This window comes from Agromyces sp. LHK192 (assembly GCF_004006235.1).
GTDB lineage: Bacteria > Actinomycetota > Actinomycetes > Actinomycetales > Microbacteriaceae > Agromyces.
In genome coordinates this window covers 1,309,050-1,332,907 of record NZ_CP034753.1, presented here as the reverse complement: position 1 = coordinate 1,332,907, position 23,858 = coordinate 1,309,050, and the positions used below count along the sequence as shown (strand labels likewise).

Here is a 23,858-nt window from a genome sequence, read left to right as displayed (position 1 = left end):
GCACGCCGTGCCGCTGCCCGCCGCGGTGCTGTTCGACCTCGACGACACCCTGTTCGCGCACCGCGGCGCCGTGACCACCGGCATCCGGACCTACCTCGCCGAGATCGGCATCGTTCCCACCGATCCCGCTGCCGCGGACGCCGAGTGGCACCGGCTCGAGGAGTTCCACTACCACCGGTACCTCGCGGGCGAGCTCGAGTTCGAGGGGCAGCGGCGTGCGCGCGCTCGAGACTTCGCGGCGATGCACGGCGTCACCCTCGGCGACGACGAGGCGGGTGAATGGTTCACCGCGTACTTCGAGCACTACCGGGCCGCCTGGACGCTGCACGACGACGCACTGCCCTGCCTCGCCGACCTCCGCGCCCGGCGACCCGACGTGCGCATCGGGGTGATCACGAACGGCGACCCCGCGTTCCAGCAGCGGAAGCTCGACCGGGTCGGGCTCACCGGCCTGCTGGACGGCGTCGTCGCCTCGGGAGCCCTCGGGATCGTGAAGCCCGACCCGCGCATCTTCCGGCACGCGTGCGACGGGCTCGGGGTCGCCCCGGACGATGCGGCGTACGTCGGCGACCGGCTCCGCACCGACGCGATCGGCGCGGCACGGGCGGGACTGGTCGGCGTGTGGCTCAACCGGCACGACGCGCCGCCGTCGGCCGACGATCGGGCGGATGCCGAGGCATCCGGGGTCGTCGAGATCATCGGGCTGGCCGCGCTCGCCGACGTGCTCGACCGAGGCTCGAGCGGCCGGGCGTCGCAGAGCGGCCGGGCGGCGCCGTCCGGTCCGTCCGCCCCCGACGACCGGAACTTCGGATGAGCACGGATGCCCCCGCCGAGGTGAGCACGGCGAGCACGGCGAAGCGGCGCACCGGCCTCTTCTGGAGCCTCGGCGCATTCGCCGTCGTCGTCACGGCGGGCTTCGCGACCGCGGGCGTGCTCACGACCGATGCGGTCGCGCGCAACCTGCACGAACTCGCCTGGTCGGTCTGGGAGGCCGCCGACGAGCGGCACGACGAGGCCGCGCGCGCCGAGGCCGACGAGGTGCGGTACACCGACGAACTCCTCGGCCGCACCGACCCGTTGCAGGACGTGCTGACCGCCGACCTCATCGGGGACGCCCCGCTCGCGACGTTCCAGGCCCGGCTCGACGAGTTGCGGACCGCTGCCGCGATCGAACCCGGCGACGGTTCGCCGAGCGTCGGCCGGCTCGCCCCCGACGCCGCCGGCCCGGTGGCGGCCCTCCCCTGGTTCGTGCCCGTCTGGGACCGGTACGCGGCCATCGGCGACCTGCACGACCTGGCACCCGCCCGGATCGCCGCCGCGGCGGATCGCGACGGGGTCGCCGCGGACCTTCGCGCGGTGCGCGACGACATGGACGCCGCGGTGCACGAGGCCGCTGCCGGCGCCGTCGTCCGCGCCGGCGAGGAGATCGCCGCGAACCCGTCCGCGACCAACCGATCGCGGCTCGACCTCGAGCACGCCGTCGAAGCCGTCGACCGCACGGGTACTCCGCCGACCACGGCGCTGTTCGAGGACGTCGCCGCCCAGGTCGACACGCTGCGCGCCTCGCACGCCGCCGAGGAGGCGCGCAAGGCCGAGCCCGGCTACGCGGTGCGCGCCGAGATCGAGGCCTACGCCCGGTCGCTCGCCGCGGGGATCCCGCTCGACTTCGCCTGGGCGTACGAGGTCGCCGGGGTGACGAGCGACAACTGGATCGCCGGCACCGCGCAGTTCGACGAGGCCGGCGACGACTGGGCGCTGATCACCCTCTCCGAGTCGGTCGCCGACAACTGGCCGGACCCGAACGCCCGCGCGCTCGTCGTCCACGAGGTCGGCCACACGCAGGTGCTCCGGGCGACCTGCGCCGTGATCTTCGCGGACGCACCGTTCGACCGCGACCACGAGATGTGGGCGACGGCGTGGGCGATCGGCATGGGACATGACCTGCCGGGCGCCGGCATCGAGGCCTACGGCCGGCCGAGCGATGCGCAGATCGACGCCTCGCGCGGGTGCAGGTGACGGGTTCGCGTCGGCGCGCGGCCACGCGATGACCGGGCCGCGGCCGGGGCGATTCGTGACGGTCGGGTGACGGGGAATACCCGGGCCGCTCCGACGTTGACCTAGAATCGACACTGAACGTGCTCCGGGGTCGGTGAAAATCCGAGCCGGCGGTGACAGTCCGCGAGCCGGGAGAGCGTGCCGAAAGGCCCGCCCGAACGGTTGAACCGGTGGAATTCCGGTACCGACGGTGAAAGTCCGGATGGGAGGCGCACGTGTCGGCGGTGCTGCGCGCCGCCGATGTCCGGCATCCGCCGGCGCACCCCCGGAGCCTGAGAGCAGGACCGGGATGACGACGAACACGATCGATGCGACGGCGGACGCCGACGTGCTGTCGATGCGACGCGCGATCGAACTCGCCGCCCGCGGACCCGCGACCGGCGTCAACCCGCGCGTCGGCTGCGTCATCCGTTCCGCCGACGGCGAGGTCATCGCCGAGGGCTGGCATCGCGGTGCCGGCACGGCCCACGCCGAGGTCGACGCGCTCTCCAGGCTCGCAGCCGGCGCGGCGCGCGGCGCGACGGCGATCGTCACCCTCGAGCCGTGCAACCACACCGGGCTGACCGGCCCCTGCTCTGAGGCCCTGATCGCAGCCGGAGTCGGCCGGGTCGTGTACGCGGTCGCCGATCCGGGCACCCGTTCGTCGGGCGGCGCCGAACGGCTGCGCGCGGCCGGCGTGGACGTCGCTGCCGGCGTGCTGGCCGACGAGGTCGAGGCGTTCCTCGCCGACTGGCTCTTCGTCGCCCGCACCGGTCGCCCGCGCATCACGGTCAAGTGGGCCGCAACACTCGACGGGCGGGCGGCTGCTGCAGACGGCACCTCGCAGTGGATCACCGGTCCCGAGGCCCGCGCCGACGTGCACCGCCGACGTGCCGACGCCGACGCGATCGCGGTGGGAACGGGCACCGTGCTGGCCGATGATCCCGCCCTCACCGCCCGCACGGCCGACGGCGGTCCCACCGCGGCGCAGCCGATCCCGGTCGTATTCGGGCGACGCCCGATCCCCGCCGACTCGCGGGTCCTGCGTCACCCGCACGAGCCGATCCGGCTCGACGGCGGCGACCTGTCGGCCGATCTCGCCGAGCTCTCGGCGCGGGGCATCCGCTCGCTGTTCGTCGAGGGCGGCCCGACGCTCGCGAGCGCGTTCCTCGCGGCCGGGTTCGTCGACGAACTCCTCGTCTACCTCGCACCGGCGCTGCTCGGCGGACCGCGGCTCGCGGTCGGCGACCTCGGCATCGCGACGATCGCCGACGCGCGCCGACTCCGATTCGGCGCCGTGGAGCACCTCGGCGACGACCTGCTCGTCGTCGCCCACCCGGTCGAGAGCCACCGCCTCGCCGCCCACCCCCTCCCAGCATCGCGCGCCGGGTCCGGCGCCGCCCCCGGCGCCCCCGGCGCCACGTCCGGCGCCGCATCCGGCGCCACCATCGAAGGGAACTGACATGTTCACCGGCATCATCGAGGAGCTCGGCCGCATCACGGCGGTCGAGCACACCGCAGACGCGGCCCGGATCACCGTGCACGGACCGCTCGCGGTCGAGGGGGTGCGCCACGGCGACTCCATCTCGGTCTCGGGCGTGTGCCTGACCGTCGTCGACTTCGACGACACGGCATTCACCGCCGACGTGATGGCGCAGACCCTGACGATGTCGACGCTCGACGCCGCCCGCGACGGGCTCGCCGTGAACCTCGAGCGCGCCGCGAAGGTCGGCGACCGCATCGGCGGGCACATCGTGCAGGGCCACATCGACGGCACCGCCCGCGTGCTCGAGATCCGCCCCGGCGAGGCCTGGCGGGTCATCCGGTTCGCGCTCGACGCGGCGCACGCGCCGCTCGTCGTCGACAAGGGTTCGGTCGCGCTCGACGGCGTCTCGCTGACGGTGAGCGCGGTCGGCGACGATCTCGACGGCTCCTGGTTCGAGGTCTCGCTGATCCCCGAGACGCTCGCGGCCACGACGCTCGGCGAGCGGGCGGTCGGCGATCTCGTGAACCTCGAGACCGACATCATCGCGCGGCAGGTCGCGCGGATGCTCCGGTTCGACGCGCATCGAACGCTGCCCACGTCGCTCGCCGAACCGGTCGGTGCCGAGGCGGGGAGCCTCGCATGAGCCTCTCGACGATCCCCGAGGTGCTGGAGGCGCTGCGCGCCGGCAAGCCCGTCATCGTGGCCGACGACGAGTCGCGCGAGAACGAGGGCGACGCGATCCTGGCGGCCGAGTTCGCGACCCGCGAGTGGATCGCGTGGATGGTGCGCAATACGAGCGGATACCTCTGCGCACCGATGCCTTCCGCCCTGGCCGACCGGCTCGAACTGCCCCCGATGGTCGAGCGGAGCGAGGACTGGCGCGGCACCGCGTACACGGTGTCGGTGGACGCCGCCGACCGGGTGTCGACCGGCATCTCGGCGAGCGACCGGGCGCGCACGCTGCGCACGCTCGCGGACCCGACCGCGACCCCCGATCGTCTGATCCGCCCTGGCCACATCATCCCGCTGCGCGCGGTCGACGGCGGCGTCCGCGAGCGCGCGGGCCACACCGAAGCGGCCGTCGACCTGATGCTCCTCGCGGGGCTCTCCCCCGTCGCCGTGATCGGCGAGCTCGTCGCCGACGACGGCGAGATGTTGCGACTTCCGGGGCTCATCGAGCTCGGCGAGCGCGACGGACTGCCGGTCACGACGGTCGCCGCCCTCGTCGACTGGCTCGACCGCGAACGACCGGATGCCCCGATCGGCATGTCCGAGGCGCCCGTCGTGCCGGAGGAGTCGCCGGTGGTGTTCGAGGTGGAGACGAACCTGCCGACCGTGCACGGTTCGTTCCGGGTGCGCGCGTACCGCGATCGGCGTACCGGCGCGGATCACGTGGCGCTGATCGCCGGCGACCCCACCGCGGCCGGAGCGACTGCCCCGCTCGTGCGGGTGCACTCGGAGTGCCTGACCGGGGAGGCGTTCGGCTCGCTCAAGTGCGAGTGCGGACCGCAGCTCGACACGGCGCTCGAGACCGTGCGCGAGGAGGGCGGCGTCGTCGTATACCTCCGTGGGCATGAGGGTCGCGGCATCGGGTTGATCAACAAGCTCCGCGCCTACCGGCTGCAGGAGGACGGGCTCGACACGCTCGACGCGAACCTCGCGCTCGGGCTCCCCATCGACGCCCGCGACTACTCGGCGGCGAGCGCGATCCTCGCCGACCTGGGCATCGATCGCGTGCGGCTGCTCACGAACAATCCCGAGAAGGTGCACCAACTCGAGGCGCACGGGATCGCGGTCGCCGAGCGCGTGCCGCTCGTGGTCGGCGTCGGCGCCGTGAACCGGGCCTACCTGGCCACCAAGGCGCGGCGCATGGGCCACGCCATCGACGACGGCCAGCTGGCGGATGCCGCGGCCGAGACCCTCCTGGAAGGACACGCCTCATGAGCGGAGCAGGATCCCCCACCCTCGACATCGACGGCACGGGCCTCGACGTGGTGATCGTCGCGGGCAGCTGGCACGACGAGATCAGCGACGGCCTCATCGCGGGTGCGACCCGCACGCTCGAGGCATCCGGTGCGTCGTTCTCGCTGGTCCGCGTGCCCGGGAGCTTCGAGCTGCCGGTGGTCGCGAAGGCGGCCCTCGAGGCGGGAGCCGATGCGGTGGTCGCGCTCGGCGTGATCATCCGCGGCGGCACCCCGCACTTCGAGTACGTGTCGTCGGCCGCGACCGACGGCCTCACCCGCGTGGCGCTCGACACGGGCAAGCCGGTCGGCTTCGGCGTGCTCACCCTCGACGACGAGCAGCAGGGCCTCGACCGGGCCGGCCTTCCGGGTTCGAAGGAGGACAAGGGGCGCGAGGCCGCCGAGGCCGCGCTCGCGACCGCCCGGGTGCTGAAGACCCTGCGCGGCTGACCGTTCGTCGCAGGATCCCCGCCGCTCGTCGTGCTGGATGCGGGGATCCTGCGAGGCGCGCCTAAGCTGTTTCGGTTGCCACAAGCGACGATTCCCTCCGCTCCCGGCCCACGCGCCAGATCGACCCGTGCCGGTGAGCCGTTCCACGCAACCCAGGAGTCCTCGCAGGCATGTCCGCTTCCTCCACGACCGCGTCCGGCGCCACGACGTCGGCATCGACCCCGGCGAACCCGCGCTCGCGCGTCATCCTCGCCAGCCTCATCGGCACGACGATCGAGTTCTACGACTTCTACGTCTACGCGACCGCCGCCGTCCTCGTCTTCCCCCATCTCTTCTTCCCCGCCGGCGACCCGACCACCGCTCTGCTGTCGTCGTTCGCGATCTTCGGCGCGGCCATGGTCGCCCGCCCGCTGGGCGCCGTGGTCTTCGGCCACCTCGGTGACAAGCACGGCCGCAAGGCCACCCTCGTCGGCGCGCTGCTCACGATGGGCATCGCGACCTTCCTCATCGGGGTCCTGCCGACCTACGCGCTCGTCGGCTGGTTCGCACCGCTCCTGCTCGTGATCCTGCGCATCGCGCAGGGCTTCGCGCTCGGCGGCGAGTGGTCGGGCGCGGCGCTCGTCGCGACCGAGAACGCGCCGGCGGGCAAGCGCGCCTGGTACGGCACCTTCCCCCAGCTGGGTGCGCCGATCGGGTTCATCATCGCGAACGGCCTGTTCCTCATCATCGCCGCGATGCTGCCGTCGGATGACCCGTCGATGCCGTCGCAGGCGTTCCTCGACTGGGGCTGGCGCATCCCGTTCCTGTTCTCGGTCGTGATGGTCGCGGTCGGCCTCTGGGTGCGGCTGCGCCTGGTCGAGTCGACGGCGTTCTCGAAGGCGTCGCAGCAGGGCAAGCTGAAGCGCCTGCCGCTCGCCGCGGTCTTCAAGGACTACTGGAAGCAGCTGATCCTCGGCACCTTCTTCATGCTCGCCACCTACGTGCTCTTCTACCTGATGACCACGTTCTCGCTGAGCTACGGCCGCGCGCCGGTCGAACCCGCCGACGGCGGCCTGCCCGGCCTCGGGTACTCGTACAACACGTTCGTGCTCATGCTCATCGGCGGCGTCGTGTTCTTCGGCATCTTCACGCTGCTCTCGGGCCCGTGGGCCGACCGCTTCGGCCGCCGCAAGACGCTCATCTGGGTGACGCTGGGCATCATCGTGTTCGGCTTGCTGTGGGTGCCGTTGCTGGCGGGCGGGTTCGCGGGCGTCATGGCGTGGCTCATCGTGGGCTTCGCGCTCATGGGCATGACCTTCGGCCCGATGGGCGCCCTGCTTCCGGAGCTGTTCCCGACGAACGTCCGCTACACGGGTTCCGGCATCTCGTACAACGTGTCGTCGATCCTCGGTGCCGCGGTGGCCCCGTTCATCGCGGTCGCGCTCTGGCAGGCCGGCGGCGGCAGCCCGTTCTGGGTCGGCGTCTACCTCTCGGTGATGGCCGTGCTCACGCTGATCGCGCTCCTGCTCTCGAAGGAGACGAAGGACGTCGACATCGACCGCTGACCCGGTCGACTGCCGACCACTGCAGCGAACGGCGACGGATGCCCTGCCCGGGGCATCCGTCGCCGATGCCGGTTCACGGGAACGTAACGGTCCCGACCTTCTGGCCGGCGCGCTCCCGGCGTAGCATGACGCGGACACAGGGTCGCCGAGTTCCGCAGCCGGCATCCGTCGACGCCCGGCAGCCCGATCGGAGCGGTGCGCGCGATGATGAACCTGACGATGGACATGATGAAGGGCGCCATGTCGATGTCGGACATGCCCATGAAGGGCATGGACATGTCGATGATGGAGGAGTGTCTGGAGGCCCTCTCGGCGTGCGCTCAGGCGTGCATCATGTGCGCCGACGCGGACGCCGGCGAGGGCATGGGGCGCTGCGCCGCGATGTGCGCGAACTGCGCCGACATGTGCGGCACCATGATGCGGATGATGCTGCGCATGAACGGCTGGGACCTGGCCGTCATGATGTCGATGATGGAGTCCACGATGGCGATGTGCCGTGCGTGCTCGGCCGAGTGCATGATGCATGCGGAGATGAGCGAGCACTGCCGCATGTGCGCGATGGCGTGCGACCAGGCCGCCATGGCGCTCGAGAAGATGCTCGACTCGATGAAGGGGATGGCGCCGGCGATGTGAGCCGCGGGGCTCAGGCGTCGGCGACGCTGCGGCGCGTGGTGCCGTGCGCGAGCACGCCGTAGACCGCATGCAGCGCGACCGGCTCGCCGGCCGTCAGCGCCTCGCCCAGCGGCTCGTGGTGCCAGAGCCTGCGCACCGCGCCGTCGAGCGTCGCGATGTGCACGAACCCGTCGGCGTCGGTGTCGACCACGACGGCATCGAGCCACCGACTCGGGGTGGCCTGCGCGAGTCGCGCCTGCACGCGGTTGAGCCCGTGACCGGGGCGATCGCTCGCGCAGTCCGCGTGCGCCTCGCAGCCGCGCATGCCCATCGCCTCGCCCGAGCGGGGCGTGGTCGGGGCGTGCGGCTCGCGGTACGACATGAGGACTCCTAGCGATTCGGTGCGAGCGACGATACGCCGGAGGCTGCCGGATGTCGCGGCGCGGTGTCACGCGGGGACACACGCGCGCCTCGCGCCAGCTCGAATCGTCGCCGCGCGCGACTACGCTCCCCTGCATGGGTGCTGCCAGGCGGGCGACCGCGATCCGCCATCTCGCGTTCGAGGACCTCGGCCTGCTCGGCCCGCTGCTCGAACGTCGCGGGTATTCGCTCGAGACGGTCGAGGCCGGCATCGACGCGCTCGACGACGGCCGGGTCGCGGAGGCCGACCTCGTGGTCGTGCTGGGTGGGCCGATCGGCGTGGCCGACGACGCCGAGCTCGACCGGTACCCGTTCCTGCGTGAGGAGCTGCGCGTGGTGGGCGAGCGCGTCTCGGCCGGCGCGCCGACGCTCGGCGTGTGCCTGGGCGCCCAGGTGATCGCCCGCGCGCTCGGCGCCGAGGTGCGCGCGACCGGCCGGAAGGAGATCGGCTTCGCACCGCTCGAGCTCACCGACGCCGGCGGTGCATCGCCGCTCGCCCTGCTCGACGGCACCCCCGTGCTGCACTGGCACGGCGACGAGTTCGCGGTGCCCGAGGCATCCGCTTCGCTCGCCGCCACTCCGGGGTTCCCGAACCAGGCCTTCGCGATCGGCGACGCGGTCCTCGGGCTGCAGTTCCACCTCGAGGTCGAGCCGGCCCGGCTCGAGCGCTGGCTCATCGGGCACGCCGTCGAGCTCGCGGCGGCCGGCATCGATCCGCGCGGGATCCGAGCGGATGCCGCGCGCGACGGAATGCTGCTCGGCGAGCGCGCGCGGCTCGTGTTCGACGCCTGGCTCGACGGCGCCGAGGCAGCGTAGCCGCTCGGCCCGGCCGCTCGGCCCGGCGGCTCGACTCCGCTCACCCGGTCGGACACACCCGCACGACCTTCGGCTGGCGCAGGATCGGGCCCCAGACGCAGTCGCCGTCGGAGTCGATGCCGTTCTCGAGCTTGCCGGGGAACGTGAGCACCTGCCCGATCTCACCGGTGACCGCGTCGAACTCGGCGACCTGCGAGTGCGGGGCCGCACCGCGCTCGGCGACGACGATCCAGAACCGGTCGTCGTCGATCGGGACAGCGTCGAGGTATACGAGCATGCCCTCGGGCAGGTCGGCCCGGCGCACGTCGGTTCCGTCCGGTTCGTACGAGCTCAGTGCACCCCCGGCCTCGGAGAACGGCGTGCCCCAGATCCGCCCGCCGGCCTCCGCGAGCGAGACGAGTCCGAGATCGGTCACGTCGAGCATCGAGGCGTCGGCGGGGTCGAACCGGTACCCCACCGAGGGGTTGCCCGGCCACAGGTATCCGCCGGCCTCGGCGGCACCGCCGCCGACCACCCCGGTCTCGAAGGTCGCGACCTCGGTCGCGTCGGTGCGCGAGTACCCGTGCATCACGCCGTCGGATGCCAGCGCCCAGACCGTGTCACCGATGAGGTGCGGGAAAGTCGTGGTGCCGTCGACGACGTGCGTGACCGTCGAGGTCGTGCTGTCGATGCGCACGAGCCCGATCGGCGCGAACGTCGACGGATGCGAGACGGACGCCCACACCTCGGTGTCGGAGGCCGTGATCTCGGCGCCGACGCCCGGCAGCGGGAGTTCGGTCACCTCGCCCGTGTCGGGGTCGATCCGGAGCGCGACCTGGTCGAGATGCGGCAGCACCCACACCGCTCCGCCGGAGACGGCCACCGAGCCTGCCGCGTGGGGGATCTCGAACACGTCGGCGACCTGATCACTCGTGTCGGCGGTCGGCGGCGTCGACGCGGTCGTCGAGTCGGTCGTCGAATCGGGCGTCGAGTTGGCCGCAGTCGATCCCGGTGCGGTCGTCGCGCAGGCGACGAGCGAGGCGACGAGGGCACCGGAGGCGATCGCCGCGAGCAGGCCGCGCGCTGCGCGACCGTGGATCCCGTTCACCACGCCACCGCCGGTCGGAACGCGTCGTCGTCCTCGACGCCCGGGATCCGCTGTGCATCCCCGCCGTCCGCCGACATGACCCACAGCTCGTTCCGCGCCGCAGCACGGTCGATGACGCGGTAGACGATCCGATCCCCGTCGCCGGTCCAGGCCGGGCTGAACTCGGTCTCCACGCCAGACGTGATCGGTTCGGCGGCGCTGCCGTCGGCGTCCATCGTCCAGACCTCGCCGTCGGCGGCGAACGCGATGCTCGATCCGTCCGGACTCCAGTCGGGCAGCTGCTCCGCGACGCCGCTGTCGGTCGTGAGGCGGGTGGCGCCCGACCCGTCGGCGTTCACGACCCAGACGTTCGGTCCGTCCTCGCGCGATGAGACGAAGGCGGTCCTGTCGCCGTCGGGCGACCAGCTCGGGTAGCAGTCGGATGCCTTCGGCGTGTCGGTGATCCGGATGGGTGCCGAGCCGTCGAGGCCCACGGTCCAGAGGTCCTCGGTCTCTTCGGGTTCGCCCGGGGCGTTCGCGCAGAACGCGACGGTGCGCCCGTCGGGCGAGACATCCGGGAACGTGGCGAAGCCGCCGATCGACGTGAGCTGTCGCGCCGTCGCCCCCTCGATGTCGGTCGCCCAGATCTCGAACGCTCCGGATCGATCGCTGCAGAACACCACGGTCCGGGCATCCGGCCCGAAGGTCGCGCACGCGTCGAATGCCGGGTCGTCGGTGAGCTGCACCCGTTCGGTGCCGTCGAGCCGGATGGTGAAGAGGTCGGGGTTCTCGCCGGTCGCCGCGGCACCGAAGACCATGAGGTCGGTCGTGCCGGAGCCGGCCGCGGCCGGCTCGACCGACGGCGAACCGGTCGTCGCCGGGTCGGCCGGGCCGGCCGCGGCGCAGCCACCCAGGGCGCACACGCCGGCGACGAGCGCGACGAGCGCCGCGAGCGTCCGAGGGCGGTGCCGGATTCAATCCTGGTCGTTCATCGGATGCTCCTCACGGGTGGTCGACTCGACGTCGGTCGTCGAGGGCGGGGTCGGTCGCGACGTGCTGCGGCAGCTGGACGACGCTCAGCAGGTTCCGCGCGGGATCGCGGAACCACGCCCTCGCCATCGCTCCCGACCTGCCGATCCCACGGTCGTCGGTGGGGAGCGTGCCGTCGTCGTACGGCTTCGTGTCGACGCCGGCGGCGATCAGGTCGTCGACGGCGCGGCCGATGTCGTCGACGACGAAGTTGAGGGCGGTGTAGGGCGCCGGTTCGTGCAGCGCCCCCTTGTCGTACACGTGGATCCTGTGACCGTCGGGGAACGCGACGAGGAGCCCGCCGGCTTCGAACGCGCGGACGTCCGCACCGAGGACCCAGGCGTAGAACGCCCTCGCGGTCGTGAGGTCGTCGACACTCATGCTGCCGACTGCGGTGGTGAATCGTGGCATGCGTCCACCGTCGCCGGCACCGGTACTCGCCCCGGTGCGCAGCGGTACTCGCGCGGTACTCGCCCCACGCGCGGTCGTTGACGATGACCGGGCGATGGGTCGAAGCTCGGGGCATGGACCTCGGCGTGCTGGGCGAGCTCGAGATCGGCGACGCCGAACTCAGCCCACGCGAGCGTGCGGTGCTCGCCGCGCTCACCGTCGCGTTTCCCGCTCCGCTCGAAGCCTCGGCGCTCGCGGAGGCCGTCTGGTCGGACGCGCCGCCCGCGACCTGGCGTCAGCAGGTGAAGACCGCCGTCGCCCGTATTCGCGCATCGGTCGGACCGGAGATCGTCAGCACGGGAACCGGCGGGTACGCGCTGCACATCGACCGCGATGCCGTCGATGCGCTCCGCTTCGAGACGCTCGTCGCGCAGGCCCGGTCCCGGGCATCGCTGCACGAACCCGACCGCGCGGTCGACGTCTATCAGCGTGCGCTCGCCCTCTGGCGCGGCACCGCGTACCCCGAGCTGGCGCGTTGGGAGCCCGCCGTCGCCGCCGCCGACCGACTCGACGAGCTTCGCCGTTCCGCCGAGGAGGAGTTGCTCGACGCGCGGCTCGCCTGCGGCGAGCATCGCAGCGTCGTCGCCGACGCGGAGCGGCTGGTGCGCGAGGCGCCGCTGCGCGAGCACCGGTGGGCGACGCTGGCGCTGGCGAACTACCGGTGCGGACGGCAGGCGGAGGCACTCGCCGCGATCCGCGCGGCACGCGAACGCCTCGACGACGAGCTCGGCATCGAACCCGGACGCGAGCTCGTCGAGCTCGAGCGCGCCATCCTCCGTCAGGATCCCTCACTCGAGCCGATCGCGGCTCCCCAGCGGGGTGACGACACCTGCCCGTATCGGGGGCTGTCGGCGTTCACGACGGACGATTCCGAGATCTTCTTCGGCCGCGATCGCGAGGTCGCAGTGCTGCTCGACCGCCTGTCCGCCACCTCGACGCTCGTCATCACCGGGCCGTCGGGCTCGGGCAAGTCGTCGGTGATGCTGGCCGGCGTCGTCCCGGAGTTGCGTCGCCGAGGCCGTCGGGTCGAGGTGATCAGGCCCGACGCCGCAGGAACCGCGGTGCTCGCCATGCTGGACGAGGCACCCGCGAACCGCCACGGTCCCGTGGTGGTGGTCGACCAGCTCGAGGAGTGGTTCGCCGCCGAGACGGGCGCCGCACCCGCATTCCGCGAGCGACTCGCGGACGCCGTCTCGGCAGGCACGCAGATCGTGGCGACGGTGCGCAGCGACTACCTCGACACCCTCGCTTCGACGCCGGAGCTGGCGCCGCTGCTCGCCGACGGCGTCTCGGTGATCGGACCGATGACGCGTGACGACCTGCGGCTCGCGATCGAGGAACCGGCGCGACGCGCAGGGCTCCGCCTCGAACCCGGCCTCGTCGAGCTGATCCTGCGCGACGCGGTCGGCCAACCGGCCGCACTCCCGCACCTGTCGCATGCGCTCGTCGAGACCTGGCTGCGTCGCGAGGGGCGTACGCTCACGGTCGCCGGGTACGAGGAATCCGGCGGCATCGTGGGCGCGATCGCCCAATCCGCCGATCGGCTGTACGACCGCCTCGACGCCCATGACCGAGAGCTCTGCCGCACGACCTTCCTCCGGCTCGTCGGTCGTGGGCCCGACGGACAGGCCGTCCGTCGTCGGACGCGACTGCCTGCTGAGGGAGAGGACGAGCGGAGCGCGCTGATCGCCCGGCTCGACCGCGCCCGGCTGATCACCGCCGAGGGCGACTCGATCGCCGTGGCCCACGAATCGATCGCGGAGGCTTGGCCGCGCCTGTCGGGCTGGCTCGAAGAGGATGCCGAGGGCACCCGGCTCCTCGTCGCACTGACCGCGGCGGCCGACGACTGGGACGAAGGAGGCCGAAGGCCCGACGACCTCGTCCGCGGCACCCGGCTGCAGGCGCTGCTGGACTGGCGGGATCGCTCGCAGCCGAACCTCACCGCACTCGAAGCGGCGTTCGTCGAGGCGTCGGACGCCGCCGCCCGCGCCGAGGTGGCCGATCTCGAACGACGGGTCGTGCGCCAACGTCGCACCGGGCGCCGGCTTCGCGGCGCCCTCATCGGCACGGTCGCGGCGCTCGCGGTCGCCTCGCTCGCCGCCGTGCTCGCCGTCTCGAGCGCCGACACTGCCCGCCGCAGCACCGAGGACGCACAGGTCGAGGCGCTCGCGAGCCGGTCGATCGCACTCCAGCGCACGGATCGGGACGTCGCCGCCCTGATCGCCGCCGAGATGCACCGACGCTGGCCCGACGACCCGAGGACCCGCGCGGCCCTCATGTCCGCGATGACCTCGGCCGGGGGATTCATGGGATCGACCCCGGTCGCCGGCCTCACCGCGGGCGCGGTGATCCCCGGCACGCGGGAGGCGCTGCTGGTCCGCGACGGGGGCACGACCGGCGTCGTCCACGACCTCGACACCGGGGAGGAGCTGCGGACCGTCTTCAGCGGACTCCCCCGGATGAACCTCGAGGCGCCCACCATGCTCGCCCTCAGCGACGACGGCTCGCTCGCCTCGGTGTCGCGGCTCTTCGAGGGACGCGAATCGGGAGAGCCCGCCCTCCACACCGAGGTCAGGGTGTTCGACCTCGACTCGGGCCGCCAGGTCGGCGAGGTCGTGCACATGCCCCGCGACATCACCGTCCCCCGGTTCTCGCCGTCCGAGGAGCGGCTCGTCATGTCGTCGTGGCCGGACGGCGGCCTGCACGTCATCGAGCTCCCGACGATGCGCCTGCGCACGGCCGCCAACCCGGTCTTCCCGGGATTCCGGCCGGACGTCGACTCCGACCCGGGCCGTCCGGTCTTCTGGGGCGACGAGGTGATCCTCGCCGGCTCCCGCGACCGGCTCACCTGGTACGACGCCTCGACGCTGCTGCCGACCAGGTCGATCGAGGTCCCCGACGGTTCCGCGAACGAGGGGATCTTCCCGATCGGCGACGGGTCGGCGGTGACGAGCGGCGAGGGCGGCCTCGCCAGGGTGCTCGTCGATCAGGGCACCGTGGTCTGGTATCGCCCCTGGACGCAGGAGGACCCGTGGCAGTGCCGCACGGCGACCGTGCTCCTCGACCGCGGCACCGTCCTGTGCGGCTCGCGCGGTGGTGTCGTGACCGAGTTCGGGCTCGCGGACGGCGAGCCGACCGGCGCTGCGTTCGAGCCGCAGGCGGGCCCGGTGAACCGGATCGACGTCGCGACCGACCCGATGACCCTCGTCGCGTTCGCCGTGCAGGGCGAGAGCCTGAGCCGGTGGCGACTCGACGGGTCCGGTCCCGCCTCGAGGATGATCGCCGACGGCCACCTCGTCGTGAACGGATTCGACCCGGGCGGCAGCGCGTTGATGCTCGAGCGGATCGGCGACGTGGCGGGCGGGGGCATCGCACCATCGATCCTCTGGGACCCGGAGGCCGACGAGGCACTGGAGACCGGCATGGACTCGGCCGTCAGCCTCGCGTCCTGGGCCGGTCCGGGCGTCGTCGCGGCGCGGCGCGACGGCATCCTCACCTTCTTCGACGTGAGCACCGGTCGCTCGTACGGCGACCCGCTGATGCCGCCCGGGGCCGACTTCGCGTTCCCGAGTCGCGACCCGGACCGCACGTACGTCGTGATGCTCGATCCGTCGACCGACGACGGCGAGCTCTACGGCGAGGCGGCGACCTACTCGTCGGTCGCCCTCGCCGACGTTCGGACCGGGCGACTCACCGGCGTCGACCTGCCGGCGATCAACCCGCTCGCCGTCGCCGACACGACCGACGGCGACCGCGTCGTGATCGACCAGGACGACGTCGCCGGGGCCGGCGCAACGCTCGTCTACGACGGTCGGACCGGAGATCTCGTCGCCGAGGGCCTGCCCGACGCGCGCGGGGTGCTCGTGACCGCCGACGGCACGGTCGTGAGTTCGGGCACCGAGGAGCTGCTGCTCAGCGGGGTCGACGACCTCGAGCCGTTCGGGGCCCTGCCCAGCTCCCGTGATTCGTGGTGGTCGATCCAGATGGATGCCCCGGGTCGCACCCTGCTCTCGCCGACGCGGTCGGACCTGGTCTCGATCTTCGATCTGGAGACGCGGCGGTTGATCGGCGATCCGCTGCAGGCCGACTCGCCGTTCGCGCCGCCCGCCTACCTCCGCCACGACGGGATGCGCATGGCCCTGAACCTGGGCGACGGGGTGGCGTATTGGACGCTCGATCCCGCCGACCACTTCCGCGCCGCGTGCCGGCTCGCCGGGCGCGAGCTGACCGACACCGAGTGGTCGACCTATCTCGGCTCGATCGGTGATCGCCGCGAGACGTGCGCGGGCGTGCTCGGCTGACCCCGGGCGTGGCATCCGATGCCTCCGCCCCTGACGCGCGACGGCGGCGCCTCGTACGATGACCGGATGCAGACTCCCCCAGCCATCCGCGTTTCCGAGGAGGTGCGGGCCGCGGTCGCCGACGGCCGGCCGGTGCTCGCGCTCGAGTCCACGATCCTGAGCCACGGGCTGCCGAGCCCGCGCAACCTCGAGGTGGGCCTGCGCAGCGAGCAGGAGGTGCGCGACCTCGGCGTCGTGCCCGCGACGATCGGCGTGGTCGGCGGCGAGGCCGTCGTCGGGCTCGCGCCCGAGGAGATCGAGCGGCTGTGCTCGTCGGAGTGGGTGGTGAAGGCCAGCGTCCGCGACCTGCCGATCGCCCGTGCGAAGGGCCTCGACGCCGGCACGACCGTCGCCGCGACGGCCTGGCTCGCGCATCGCGCCGGCATCCGGGTGATGTCGACCGGCGGGTTGGGCGGCGTGCACCGGGGAGCGGCCGAGACGTTCGACGAGTCGGCCGACCTGCCCGTGCTCGCCGAGACGCCGATCCTGTTGGTGAGCGCCGGCGTGAAGTCGATCCTCGACATCGGTGCGACGCTCGAGCGGCTCGAGACCCTCAACGTGCCCGTCGTCGGCTACCGCACGACGAGCTACCCGGGGTTCTACGTCGCCGACTCCGGCTTCACGCTCGACTACCGCGTCGACTCCCCCGCCGAGGCCGCCGACCTCGCGCGCGCCCGCGACGAGTTCGGGCAGCGCTCGGCGGTGCTGGTCGCGAACCCGGTCGCGGCCGAGCACCAGCTCGATCCGGCCGAGCACGACCGCATCCTCGCCGAGGCGCTGGCCGCCGTCGTCGACGCCGGTGTGACCGGGCACGACTCGACGCCGTTCCTGCTCGACTGGGTGCAGCGCGCGACCGAGGGCCGCAGCCTCGAGGTGAACCTCCAGGTCTATCGCGGCAACGTCGCGCTCGGCGCGGAGATCGCGCGTGCCCTCGCCGGCTGAGGGCGGCGACGGCCCGCGGCGACCGGAGCAGCATGGCGTGCTCGCGGTCGTCGGCGACCTGGTCGAGGACGTCGTCGTGTGGACGTCGGAGCCCGTGCGGCACGGCACCGACACCGCGGCCCGGGTCTTCCGCACGCGCGGCGGCAGCGGCGCGAACGTCGCCGCGCTGGCCGCCTCGGCCGCGGGTGCGGCGGTGCGATTCATCGGATGCGTCGGGCCGGATGCCGCGGGCGACGCCCTGGTCGCCGCGCTCGAGGCGTCGGGGGTCGACGTGCGCGTGCAGCGGCGCGGCACGACGGGCGCCGTCGTACTGCTCGTCGACCCCGACGGCGAGCGCACGATGTTCCCCGACCGGGGCGCCGCCGCGGAGCTCGGCCCGGTCGACGCGTCATGGCTCGACGACGTCGCCTGGCTGCACGCGCCGCTGTACGGGTTCGAGCGCGAGCCGATGCGCGGCAGCGTCCTCGCGCTCGTGGATGCGGCGCGGGCCCGGGGCATCCGGCTGTCGGTCGATGCGTCGTCGACCGGGCTCGTGGCGAACCTGGGCGTCGATGCGGTCATCGAGCTGCTCGCCGACCTGCGGCCGGACGTGCTGTTCGCGAACGAGACCGAGGCGGCGCTGCTCGGTGTCGAAGCAGGGGGTCCGGTCGCGGCGAACGTCGCGGCATCCGTCGTCGTGAAGCACGGTGCGGTGCCGACCGAGGTGTTCGAAGCCGGCGAGCGGGTGCTCCGGGAACCGGTGCCGCCCGTCGCCGACGTGCGCGACCTCACCGGCGCGGGCGACGCGTTCGCGGCCGGGTACCTCGAGGCGGTGCTGGGCGGCGCGGACGCCGCCGCCGCCGCGCGGTCGGGGCACGCCGCGGCGGCGACGGTGATCGCCGCGCCCGGGGCATCCGGGGCGTCCGTCAACTTCGGTTGACGGATTACCCGTCGTCAACTACGGTTGACGACATGGATGACACCCTCCGCACCGCGATCGCCGCGGCAGACGGCGACGACCCGTATCGCGCGCTGCGCGCACTGCACCACGCCAGGCTCGAGGCGACCCGCGAACTCGACCGTGCCGAGGCCGTCGCCGTGCGCCGCGCGCGGGCGGGCGGATCGAGCTGGCAGCTCATCGCGCTCGCGCTCGGCGTCTCGAAGCAGGCTGTCCACAAGAAGTACGGGCGGGGCTGACTCCCGGCGAAGCCGATTAGGATGCCAGACGGCCCGCCGTCCCTACCGGCCGGGAACCGCTGTCGACCAGGAAGAATCATGAGCCAGAGCGACATCTCCATGTCCCGTCGTGAGCAGCGCGACGCCGAGCGCGCCGCGGCCCGCGAAGCCGCGCGCCATCCGTTCGCCGCACGCCGCGAGGCCGCGAGTCCCGCGACCGGCGGAACCCCCGTGGTCACCGGCGCGACCCCGGTCGTGACCAGCGCAGCCGCCACCGGCTCGAACGCCGTCGTCGCCGCGGCGGCCTCGCCCGAGGCGGCGTCCGGGGAACCACGGGATGCATCGGCGGGCGGGATCCTCGCGCGCCTGCGCCCGCGCAGGGGCGCCGCCGGCGGGTCCGGCAGGCCCGGCAGGTCCGGCACCGAGAAGCCGGGTCCACGCGCCACGCTCCGCCAGCTCATCCCCTACCTGACCGAGCACCGGGGCATCCTCGCCTTCGTCGTCGTCCTCAGCCTCGTGCTCGCCGCCGCGAGCCTCGCACAGCCGCTCGTCGTCGGCCAGGTCATCACGCTCGTCGAGCAGGGCCGCCCGCTCGACGGGCTCGTCGTGCTCCTCGTCGTGCTCGTCATCGTGCAGGGCGTGGTGAGCGGCTACCAGCACTACCTGCTGCAGCGCACCGGCGAGGGCATCGTGCTCACGAGCCGGCGCAAGCTCATCGCGCGCATCCTGAAGCTGCCCATCGCGGAGTTCGACACCCGCCGCACCGGCGACCTCGTCTCGCGGGTCGGCAGCGACACCACCCTGCTGCGCGCCGTGCTCACCCAGGGCGGCGTCGAGGCGATCGGCGGGCTCGTCACGTTCATCGGCGCGCTGATCGCGATGCTCATCCTCGACGCGGTGCTGCTCGGCCTCACCGTGCTGGTCGTCGCCGTCGCGATCGGCACCGCGGCGGCCCTGTCGCTGAAGATCCGGGATGCCTCGCACCGCGCGCAGGAGAAGGTCGGGGCCCTCGCCTCCGCCGTCGAGCGGTCGATCAGCTCGGTGCGCACCATCCGCGCCGCCGGAGCCACCGAGCGCGAGATCGCGGCCACCACCGAGGAGGCCGAGGGCGCCTGGCGCGAGGGCGTGCGGGTGGCCAGCATCTCCGCGCTCGTCGTGCCGGTCGCCGGCATCGCGCTGCAGGTCTCGTTCCTCGTGGTGCTCGGGGTCGGCGGATACCGCGTCGCGGCCGGCGACATCACGGTCGCGAACCTCGTCGCGTTCATCCTGTTCCTCTTCATGATGATCATGCCGCTCGGCCAGATGCTCGGCGCGGTCATGGCGATCAACCAGGCCCTCGGCGCGCTCGGACGCATCCAGGAGGTGCTCGACCTGCCCGACGAGGACACGAACGACCGCGCGCTCGCGCCGCTGGCGGTCATGGTCGGCCCGGCCAACGAGGGCCTCCTGCCCGATGCCCCCGCCATCGAGTTCGCAGACGTGTCGTTCGCGTACGCGCGGACCCGGCCGAACGATCCGGCGGACCCGGCGAACGACTCGCCCGACGAGCACGCCCCCGAGCCCGACGTCACCGACCGCCAGCCCGTGCTCCGTGGCGTCTCGATGCGGGTGCCGCGCGGGCAGCGCGTCGCGCTCGTCGGGCCGTCGGGCGCCGGGAAGTCGACGATCCTCGCCCTGATCGAGCGCTTCTACGACCCGAGCGTCGGCACGGTCAGGCTCGGCGGGCTCGACCTGCGCTCGCTCGACCGCGACGAGCTGCGCGCGCAGATCGGGTACGTCGAACAGGATGCCCCGGTGCTCGCCGGCAGCATCCGCGACAACCTGCTGCTCGGCACGCCCGACGCCACCGACGTCGAGTGCGATCACGTGCTGCGCCAGGTCAACCTCGGCCACGTGCTCGACCGCGACGCCGCAGGGCTCGACGCGCAGGTCGGCGAGGACGGCATCATGCTCTCGGGCGGCGAGCGTCAGCGCCTGGCGATCGCGCGGGCGCTGCTGGCCGCGCCGCCGATCCTGCTCCTCGACGAGTCGACGTCGTCGCTCGACGGCGTGAACGAGCGGATGATGCGCGAGGCGATCGACGCGGTCGCCGCGGGCCGCACGCTGATCGTGATCGCGCACCGGCTGTCGACGGTCGTCGACTCGGACCGCATCGTCGTGCTCGACCAGGGCACCGTCATCGGCGAGGGCCGGCACGAGGAGCTCGTGCAGACCGTGCCCCTGTACCGGGAGCTCGCGGAGCACCAGCTGCTCGTCTGAGCTCAGCCTGAGGCATCCGGTCGCCTCGAACGCGCCGACGTGGGCATCCGATTTCAGTGCGGAACCCGAGCGGAACTCAGGGATGATACGGAGGCCCGCGGTGCGGGGCATCCGTAGCGTGGCGCCGTTCCCATTCCCCGCCGGTGCCGCCGGCCGACCGGAAGACCTGCCATGACGATCATCGACGCCCCGCGCCCCGCCCGCCTCGCCGCTCCGCCCATCGACCGAATCGCCGCACTCGGCGACACCGCCTCGACCGGCGCCGGCATCGCCTCGACCGAGACCCTGCCCGCCGAGGCGCTGGGCGACGGCTTCGACGGCGTGCACGGCCGCATCCGCGACTGGTTGCGCAGCTGGGACCAGGTGCACCTGCCCGCATTCGAGGCCGTGCGTGACAGCTTCCCAGCCGAGGAGCGCCGGAGTTCGCTGCGCGCCGCGCCCACTCGGGCCGACGGTGCGGTGCGCGTCACCGCGAGCCTCTACGACCCGCCGACCCGCTCGGGCGCGCCGTACGCGTGGTCGCGCAACTGGGTGAGCGTCGTCGAGTTGCCGAAGACGGTCGAGGCCGGCCGCCTGCACTACCGCTTCAGCGTCGGCAGCCGCCTCGTGCTCGACGGGCAGGCCGAGACGGGACTCGTCTCGACGAGCCTCAACTTCGGCCTCGTCGCGGACGCCGCCACGGCGAGCCCGTTCGACGCCCCCGGCTTCTCGACGCCGCTCTGCCGCCCGCTCGTCGCGGTGCAGTGCCGTGAGGACGCCGACGCCGACGCGCAGCACGCGTTCGAGGGGTCGATCGACGTCGAGGCCGGCGACCAGCCGGCGATGGCGTTCGTGATCGGCACCGACGTCGTGTTCCGCGACGGGTGGGCCCGGATCCACGAGGGATCGAGCACCTGGATCGGCATGGCCGGACGCGGCGGCAGCGGCACGATCGAGGTCCGCTTCACGCCCGCACCGATGCTCGCACTGTTCGGCTGAGTCGAGCGCCCGCAGGGCCTGCACCTCAGCCCAGGGTGCGCCCTGCCGCCGTGCGGAACGCCTCGCTCACGGCGTCCCAGCCGTCGAGGTAGCCGCCGACCATCGCGGCGTCGCGCAGCAGCACGAGTTCGCCGGCGCGTTCGGCGGGTCGGTCGACCCCCGCGTTCGTGAGCACGTCGACGAGTTCGGCCCGGAACCAGTCCCGGTGGGACGCGACCGTGCGGCGCACGCCGCTGGCGGGGTCGGGGTACTCGGCGGCGGCGTTGATGAACGGGCATCCGCGCGTGTGCCGCCCGGCGATGTCGGCGGCGAGGCCCTCGACGACGAGTCCCGGCAGGTCGGCCGGCGCTTCGGTCATCTCGCGCGCAGCGGCGAACGCACCGCGGATGCCCGCGTCCTCCTCGCCGAGGTACGCCTCGACGAGGTCCTCCTTGCTCGGGAAGTGCCGGTAGAACGTGGCGCGCGTGACGCCTGCCTCGGCGATGATGCGGTCGACGCCGACCGCGTGGATCCCCTCGCGGTAGAAGAGATCGCTCGCGGTTCGCAGCAGGCGGTCGCGTGCGGCTGAGGTGCCCTGGGGTGTCGTCCTGGTGGCCATGAAAAAAGTCTAGAACGATCTTTCTCTTTTTGCTTGACACGGAATACGCCGTGGGCGTACATTGCTACACATCAAGACAGAACGATCGTTCTACTTCAAGGACGACCACACCGAAGGAGCAGGAACCGTGAACACCACCGCCACCACCTCGGCCACCACCACCTCGACCCGCGAAGACCTCGCCCCGATCGTCCTCGTGCACGGCCTCTGGATGACCCCGAAGAGCTGGGACACCTGGGCCGAGCGCTTCCGGGCCCGCGGCCACGAGGTCATCGTCCCCGGCTGGCCCGGCATCGACGACCGCACCGTCGAGGACATCCGGTCGAACCCGGCCGCGCTCAAGGGCATCGGCCTGAAGCAGATCGCCGACCACTACGAGCGCATCATCCGCTCCCTCCCCCGTACGCCGATCATCATGGGCCACTCCTTCGGCGGCGTCATCACGCAGCTGCTCGCCGACCGCGGCCTCGGCGTCGCGTACGTCGGCGTCGAACCCGGGCAGACCGCCGGCATCACGACGCTCCCGCCGTCGACCATCTGGACCGGCACGCCGATCCTCTCGAACCCGTTCGACATCAACGGCGCGAAGCCGATCTCGAAGCAGCACTTCCACTTCACGTTCGGCAACGACCTCAGCCGCGCCGAGTCCGACCGCATCTGGGAGGAGCAGGCCGTGAACTCGTACAACCGGGTCTTCTTCGAGGGCGTCGCGTCGACCCTGAACGAGAAGGGCGGCGTCACCCACGTCGACTACGCGCGGGCCGACCGGGCGCCGCTGCTCATCCTCACCGGTGAGATCGACCACGTCGTGCCGCCGGCCATCGGCCGCGCGATCGTGAAGAAGTACACGAAGACCGGCAGCCCCGCGATCGTCGAGTACAAGGAGTTCGCCGGCCGCACGCACCGCATCGTCAGCCAGGACGGCTGGGAAGAGGTCGCCGACTACGCCCTCGACTGGGCGCTCGCGCACCAGCGCGTCGCCGCCTGATCGCCGCGGTGCACCTTCCCGATTCAGGAGAACGGAAGCTCTTCAGGACGAATCCGCGAATGCGGTCCTGAGCAGCCTCCGTTCTCCTGAATCCGGCACATGGGTCGCCTGGGTCACGAACGAGCGGATGCCCCTGAGCCCGCACCACCGGATGCCTCTGCAGCCTCGGCTGCGGAGGCATCCGCTCGTTTCTGCCACGGCCAGCGGCCCGAGATCTCGAGCTCGAGCGACCAGCTGAGGAACGTCCGGATCAGCACGATCAGGCCGAGCACGGCGACCGACTCGAGCGTCGGCGTCACCGCGACGGTCTTGATGATGTCGGCGGCGACCAGCAGCTCGAGCCCGAGCAGGATCGCCCGCCCGAGCACCCGGCGGAACCGGTCGTAGACCGGCGAACGCCCGCGAAGCGCGCGGAACGCGGCATCCGCTGCGGCGTAGAGCACGCCGACGACGATCGCGACGACGCCGACGACGTCGATCACCTCGCCGACCGTCTCGATGACCTCGCTGAACTCCACGGCGACCCCCTCGGCTCACGCTAGCCAGCTCGGCGGTCGACGGCGGGATCGGCGCGCGATCGCGCGCGATCCCGCTCCCGCGCGATCCCGATCCCGCCCAGGGATGCCCCGGCGCACGGATGCCCGGGACGCAGGGATGCCCCGGCGCACGGATGCCCCGGCCGCGCCTTCCCTTGCCCGGCCGGGGCATCCGACGCGACGACGCTGTGCTC

22 protein-coding genes and 1 riboswitch are annotated in these 23,858 nt (G+C 72.7%); of the genes, 16 read left to right on the top strand and 6 right to left on the bottom strand.

Going from position 1 to position 23,858, the window contains the following annotated elements; all coding sequences use genetic code 11:
* Nucleotides 1-7: 7 nt before the first annotated feature.
* The 8 genes from ELQ40_RS05935 (at nt 8) to ELQ40_RS05900 (ending at nt 8,108) form a co-directional block, all read left to right on the top strand.
* Entirely contained in the window at nt 8-814 is an 807-nt protein-coding gene (locus ELQ40_RS05935) for an HAD family hydrolase (protein ID WP_127792855.1), read from the top strand.
* Entirely contained in the window at nt 811-2,016 is a 1,206-nt protein-coding gene (locus ELQ40_RS05930; RefSeq protein ID WP_127792854.1) for a hypothetical protein, read from the top strand. Before ELQ40_RS05935 ends, ELQ40_RS05930 begins: the two co-directional genes overlap by 4 nt.
* Before the next feature lie 116 nt (nt 2,017-2,132).
* Nucleotides 2,133-2,273, top strand: a riboswitch (FMN riboswitch).
* Nucleotides 2,274-2,344: 71 nt separating this feature from the next.
* Nucleotides 2,345-3,496, top strand: a complete 1,152-nt coding sequence (ribD, locus tag ELQ40_RS05925; protein ID WP_240665964.1) for a bifunctional diaminohydroxyphosphoribosylaminopyrimidine deaminase/5-amino-6-(5-phosphoribosylamino)uracil reductase RibD — start codon at nt 2,345-2,347, stop codon at nt 3,494-3,496.
* A gap of 1 nt (nt 3,497) precedes the next feature.
* Nucleotides 3,498-4,163: a riboflavin synthase gene (locus tag ELQ40_RS05920; RefSeq protein WP_127792853.1), complete on the top strand. Its 666-nt coding sequence runs from the start codon at nt 3,498-3,500 to the stop codon at nt 4,161-4,163.
* Nucleotides 4,160-5,464: a GTP cyclohydrolase II gene (gene ribA / locus ELQ40_RS05915; protein WP_127792852.1), complete on the top strand. Its 1,305-nt coding sequence runs from the start codon at nt 4,160-4,162 to the stop codon at nt 5,462-5,464. Before ELQ40_RS05920 ends, ribA begins: the two co-directional genes overlap by 4 nt.
* On the top strand, nt 5,461-5,931 hold the full coding sequence (gene ribH, locus ELQ40_RS05910) for a 6,7-dimethyl-8-ribityllumazine synthase (RefSeq protein WP_127792851.1): 471 nt from the start codon (nt 5,461-5,463) through the stop codon (nt 5,929-5,931). Before ribA ends, ribH begins: the two co-directional genes overlap by 4 nt.
* A 170-nt stretch (nt 5,932-6,101) precedes the next feature.
* Complete coding sequence (locus tag ELQ40_RS05905; protein WP_127792850.1) at nt 6,102-7,475, top strand: MFS transporter; 1,374 nt, start codon at nt 6,102-6,104, stop codon at nt 7,473-7,475.
* A 204-nt stretch (nt 7,476-7,679) separates the two neighbouring features.
* Complete coding sequence (locus tag ELQ40_RS05900; protein ID WP_240665963.1) at nt 7,680-8,108, top strand: hypothetical protein; 429 nt, start codon at nt 7,680-7,682, stop codon at nt 8,106-8,108.
* A 10-nt stretch (nt 8,109-8,118) separates the two neighbouring features.
* Here ELQ40_RS05900 and ELQ40_RS05895 read toward each other — a convergent pair whose 3' ends face one another.
* Nucleotides 8,119-8,469, bottom strand: a complete 351-nt coding sequence (locus ELQ40_RS05895; protein WP_240665962.1) for a hypothetical protein — start codon at nt 8,467-8,469, stop codon at nt 8,119-8,121.
* A gap of 134 nt (nt 8,470-8,603) precedes the next feature.
* Between ELQ40_RS05895 and ELQ40_RS05890 the strand changes: the two genes are divergently transcribed.
* The gene (locus tag ELQ40_RS05890) at nt 8,604-9,323 is read left to right on the top strand and encodes a glutamine amidotransferase (RefSeq protein WP_127792849.1); all 720 of its coding nucleotides are present in this window, start codon (nt 8,604-8,606) and stop codon (nt 9,321-9,323) included.
* A 40-nt stretch (nt 9,324-9,363) separates the two neighbouring features.
* On the opposite strand, the gene ELQ40_RS05885 is transcribed toward ELQ40_RS05890, so the two are convergent.
* From ELQ40_RS05885 to ELQ40_RS05875, 3 genes are all read right to left on the bottom strand, one after another.
* The gene (locus ELQ40_RS05885) at nt 9,364-10,410 is read right to left on the bottom strand and encodes a hypothetical protein (protein WP_127792848.1); all 1,047 of its coding nucleotides are present in this window, start codon (nt 10,408-10,410) and stop codon (nt 9,364-9,366) included.
* A complete protein-coding gene (locus ELQ40_RS05880; RefSeq protein WP_127792847.1) occupies nt 10,407-11,312 on the bottom strand; it encodes a PD40 domain-containing protein in 906 nt (301 codons plus the stop codon). The genes ELQ40_RS05885 and ELQ40_RS05880 overlap by 4 nt, the downstream gene beginning before the upstream one ends.
* 79 nt (nt 11,313-11,391) lie before the next feature.
* The gene (locus ELQ40_RS05875; RefSeq protein WP_205649441.1) at nt 11,392-11,829 is read right to left on the bottom strand and encodes a VOC family protein; all 438 of its coding nucleotides are present in this window, start codon (nt 11,827-11,829) and stop codon (nt 11,392-11,394) included.
* 113 nt (nt 11,830-11,942) lie between these two features.
* Between ELQ40_RS05875 and ELQ40_RS05870 the strand changes: the two genes are divergently transcribed.
* The 6 genes from ELQ40_RS05870 to ELQ40_RS05845 all read left to right on the top strand — a co-directional run bounded on the left by ELQ40_RS05870 (nt 11,943) and on the right by ELQ40_RS05845 (nt 21,542).
* Nucleotides 11,943-16,169, top strand: coding sequence for a BTAD domain-containing putative transcriptional regulator (locus ELQ40_RS05870; RefSeq protein WP_164863489.1), 4,227 nt, complete (start codon nt 11,943-11,945; stop codon nt 16,167-16,169).
* A 66-nt stretch (nt 16,170-16,235) separates the two neighbouring features.
* Nucleotides 16,236-17,150, top strand: coding sequence for a pseudouridine-5'-phosphate glycosidase (locus tag ELQ40_RS05865; protein WP_127792845.1), 915 nt, complete (start codon nt 16,236-16,238; stop codon nt 17,148-17,150).
* On the top strand, nt 17,134-18,069 hold the full coding sequence (locus ELQ40_RS05860; protein ID WP_240665961.1) for a carbohydrate kinase family protein: 936 nt from the start codon (nt 17,134-17,136) through the stop codon (nt 18,067-18,069). Before ELQ40_RS05865 ends, ELQ40_RS05860 begins: the two co-directional genes overlap by 17 nt.
* Before the next feature lie 32 nt (nt 18,070-18,101).
* On the top strand, nt 18,102-18,326 hold the full coding sequence (locus ELQ40_RS05855; protein WP_127792844.1) for a hypothetical protein: 225 nt from the start codon (nt 18,102-18,104) through the stop codon (nt 18,324-18,326).
* A 78-nt stretch (nt 18,327-18,404) separates the two neighbouring features.
* Complete coding sequence (locus ELQ40_RS05850; protein ID WP_240665960.1) at nt 18,405-20,564, top strand: ABC transporter ATP-binding protein; 2,160 nt, start codon at nt 18,405-18,407, stop codon at nt 20,562-20,564.
* A 171-nt stretch (nt 20,565-20,735) separates the two neighbouring features.
* On the top strand, nt 20,736-21,542 hold the full coding sequence (locus tag ELQ40_RS05845) for a hypothetical protein (protein ID WP_127792843.1): 807 nt from the start codon (nt 20,736-20,738) through the stop codon (nt 21,540-21,542).
* A gap of 25 nt (nt 21,543-21,567) precedes the next feature.
* Here ELQ40_RS05845 and ELQ40_RS05840 read toward each other — a convergent pair whose 3' ends face one another.
* Entirely contained in the window at nt 21,568-22,140 is a 573-nt protein-coding gene (locus ELQ40_RS05840) for a TetR/AcrR family transcriptional regulator (RefSeq protein WP_127792842.1), read from the bottom strand.
* Nucleotides 22,141-22,267: 127 nt separating this feature from the next.
* Between ELQ40_RS05840 and ELQ40_RS05835 the strand changes: the two genes are divergently transcribed.
* The gene (locus ELQ40_RS05835) at nt 22,268-23,128 is read left to right on the top strand and encodes an alpha/beta hydrolase (RefSeq protein WP_127792841.1); all 861 of its coding nucleotides are present in this window, start codon (nt 22,268-22,270) and stop codon (nt 23,126-23,128) included.
* A gap of 113 nt (nt 23,129-23,241) precedes the next feature.
* Here ELQ40_RS05835 and ELQ40_RS05830 read toward each other — a convergent pair whose 3' ends face one another.
* Entirely contained in the window at nt 23,242-23,646 is a 405-nt protein-coding gene (locus ELQ40_RS05830; RefSeq protein ID WP_127792840.1) for a DUF1622 domain-containing protein, read from the bottom strand.
* Between the last annotated feature and the right edge of the window lie 212 nt (nt 23,647-23,858).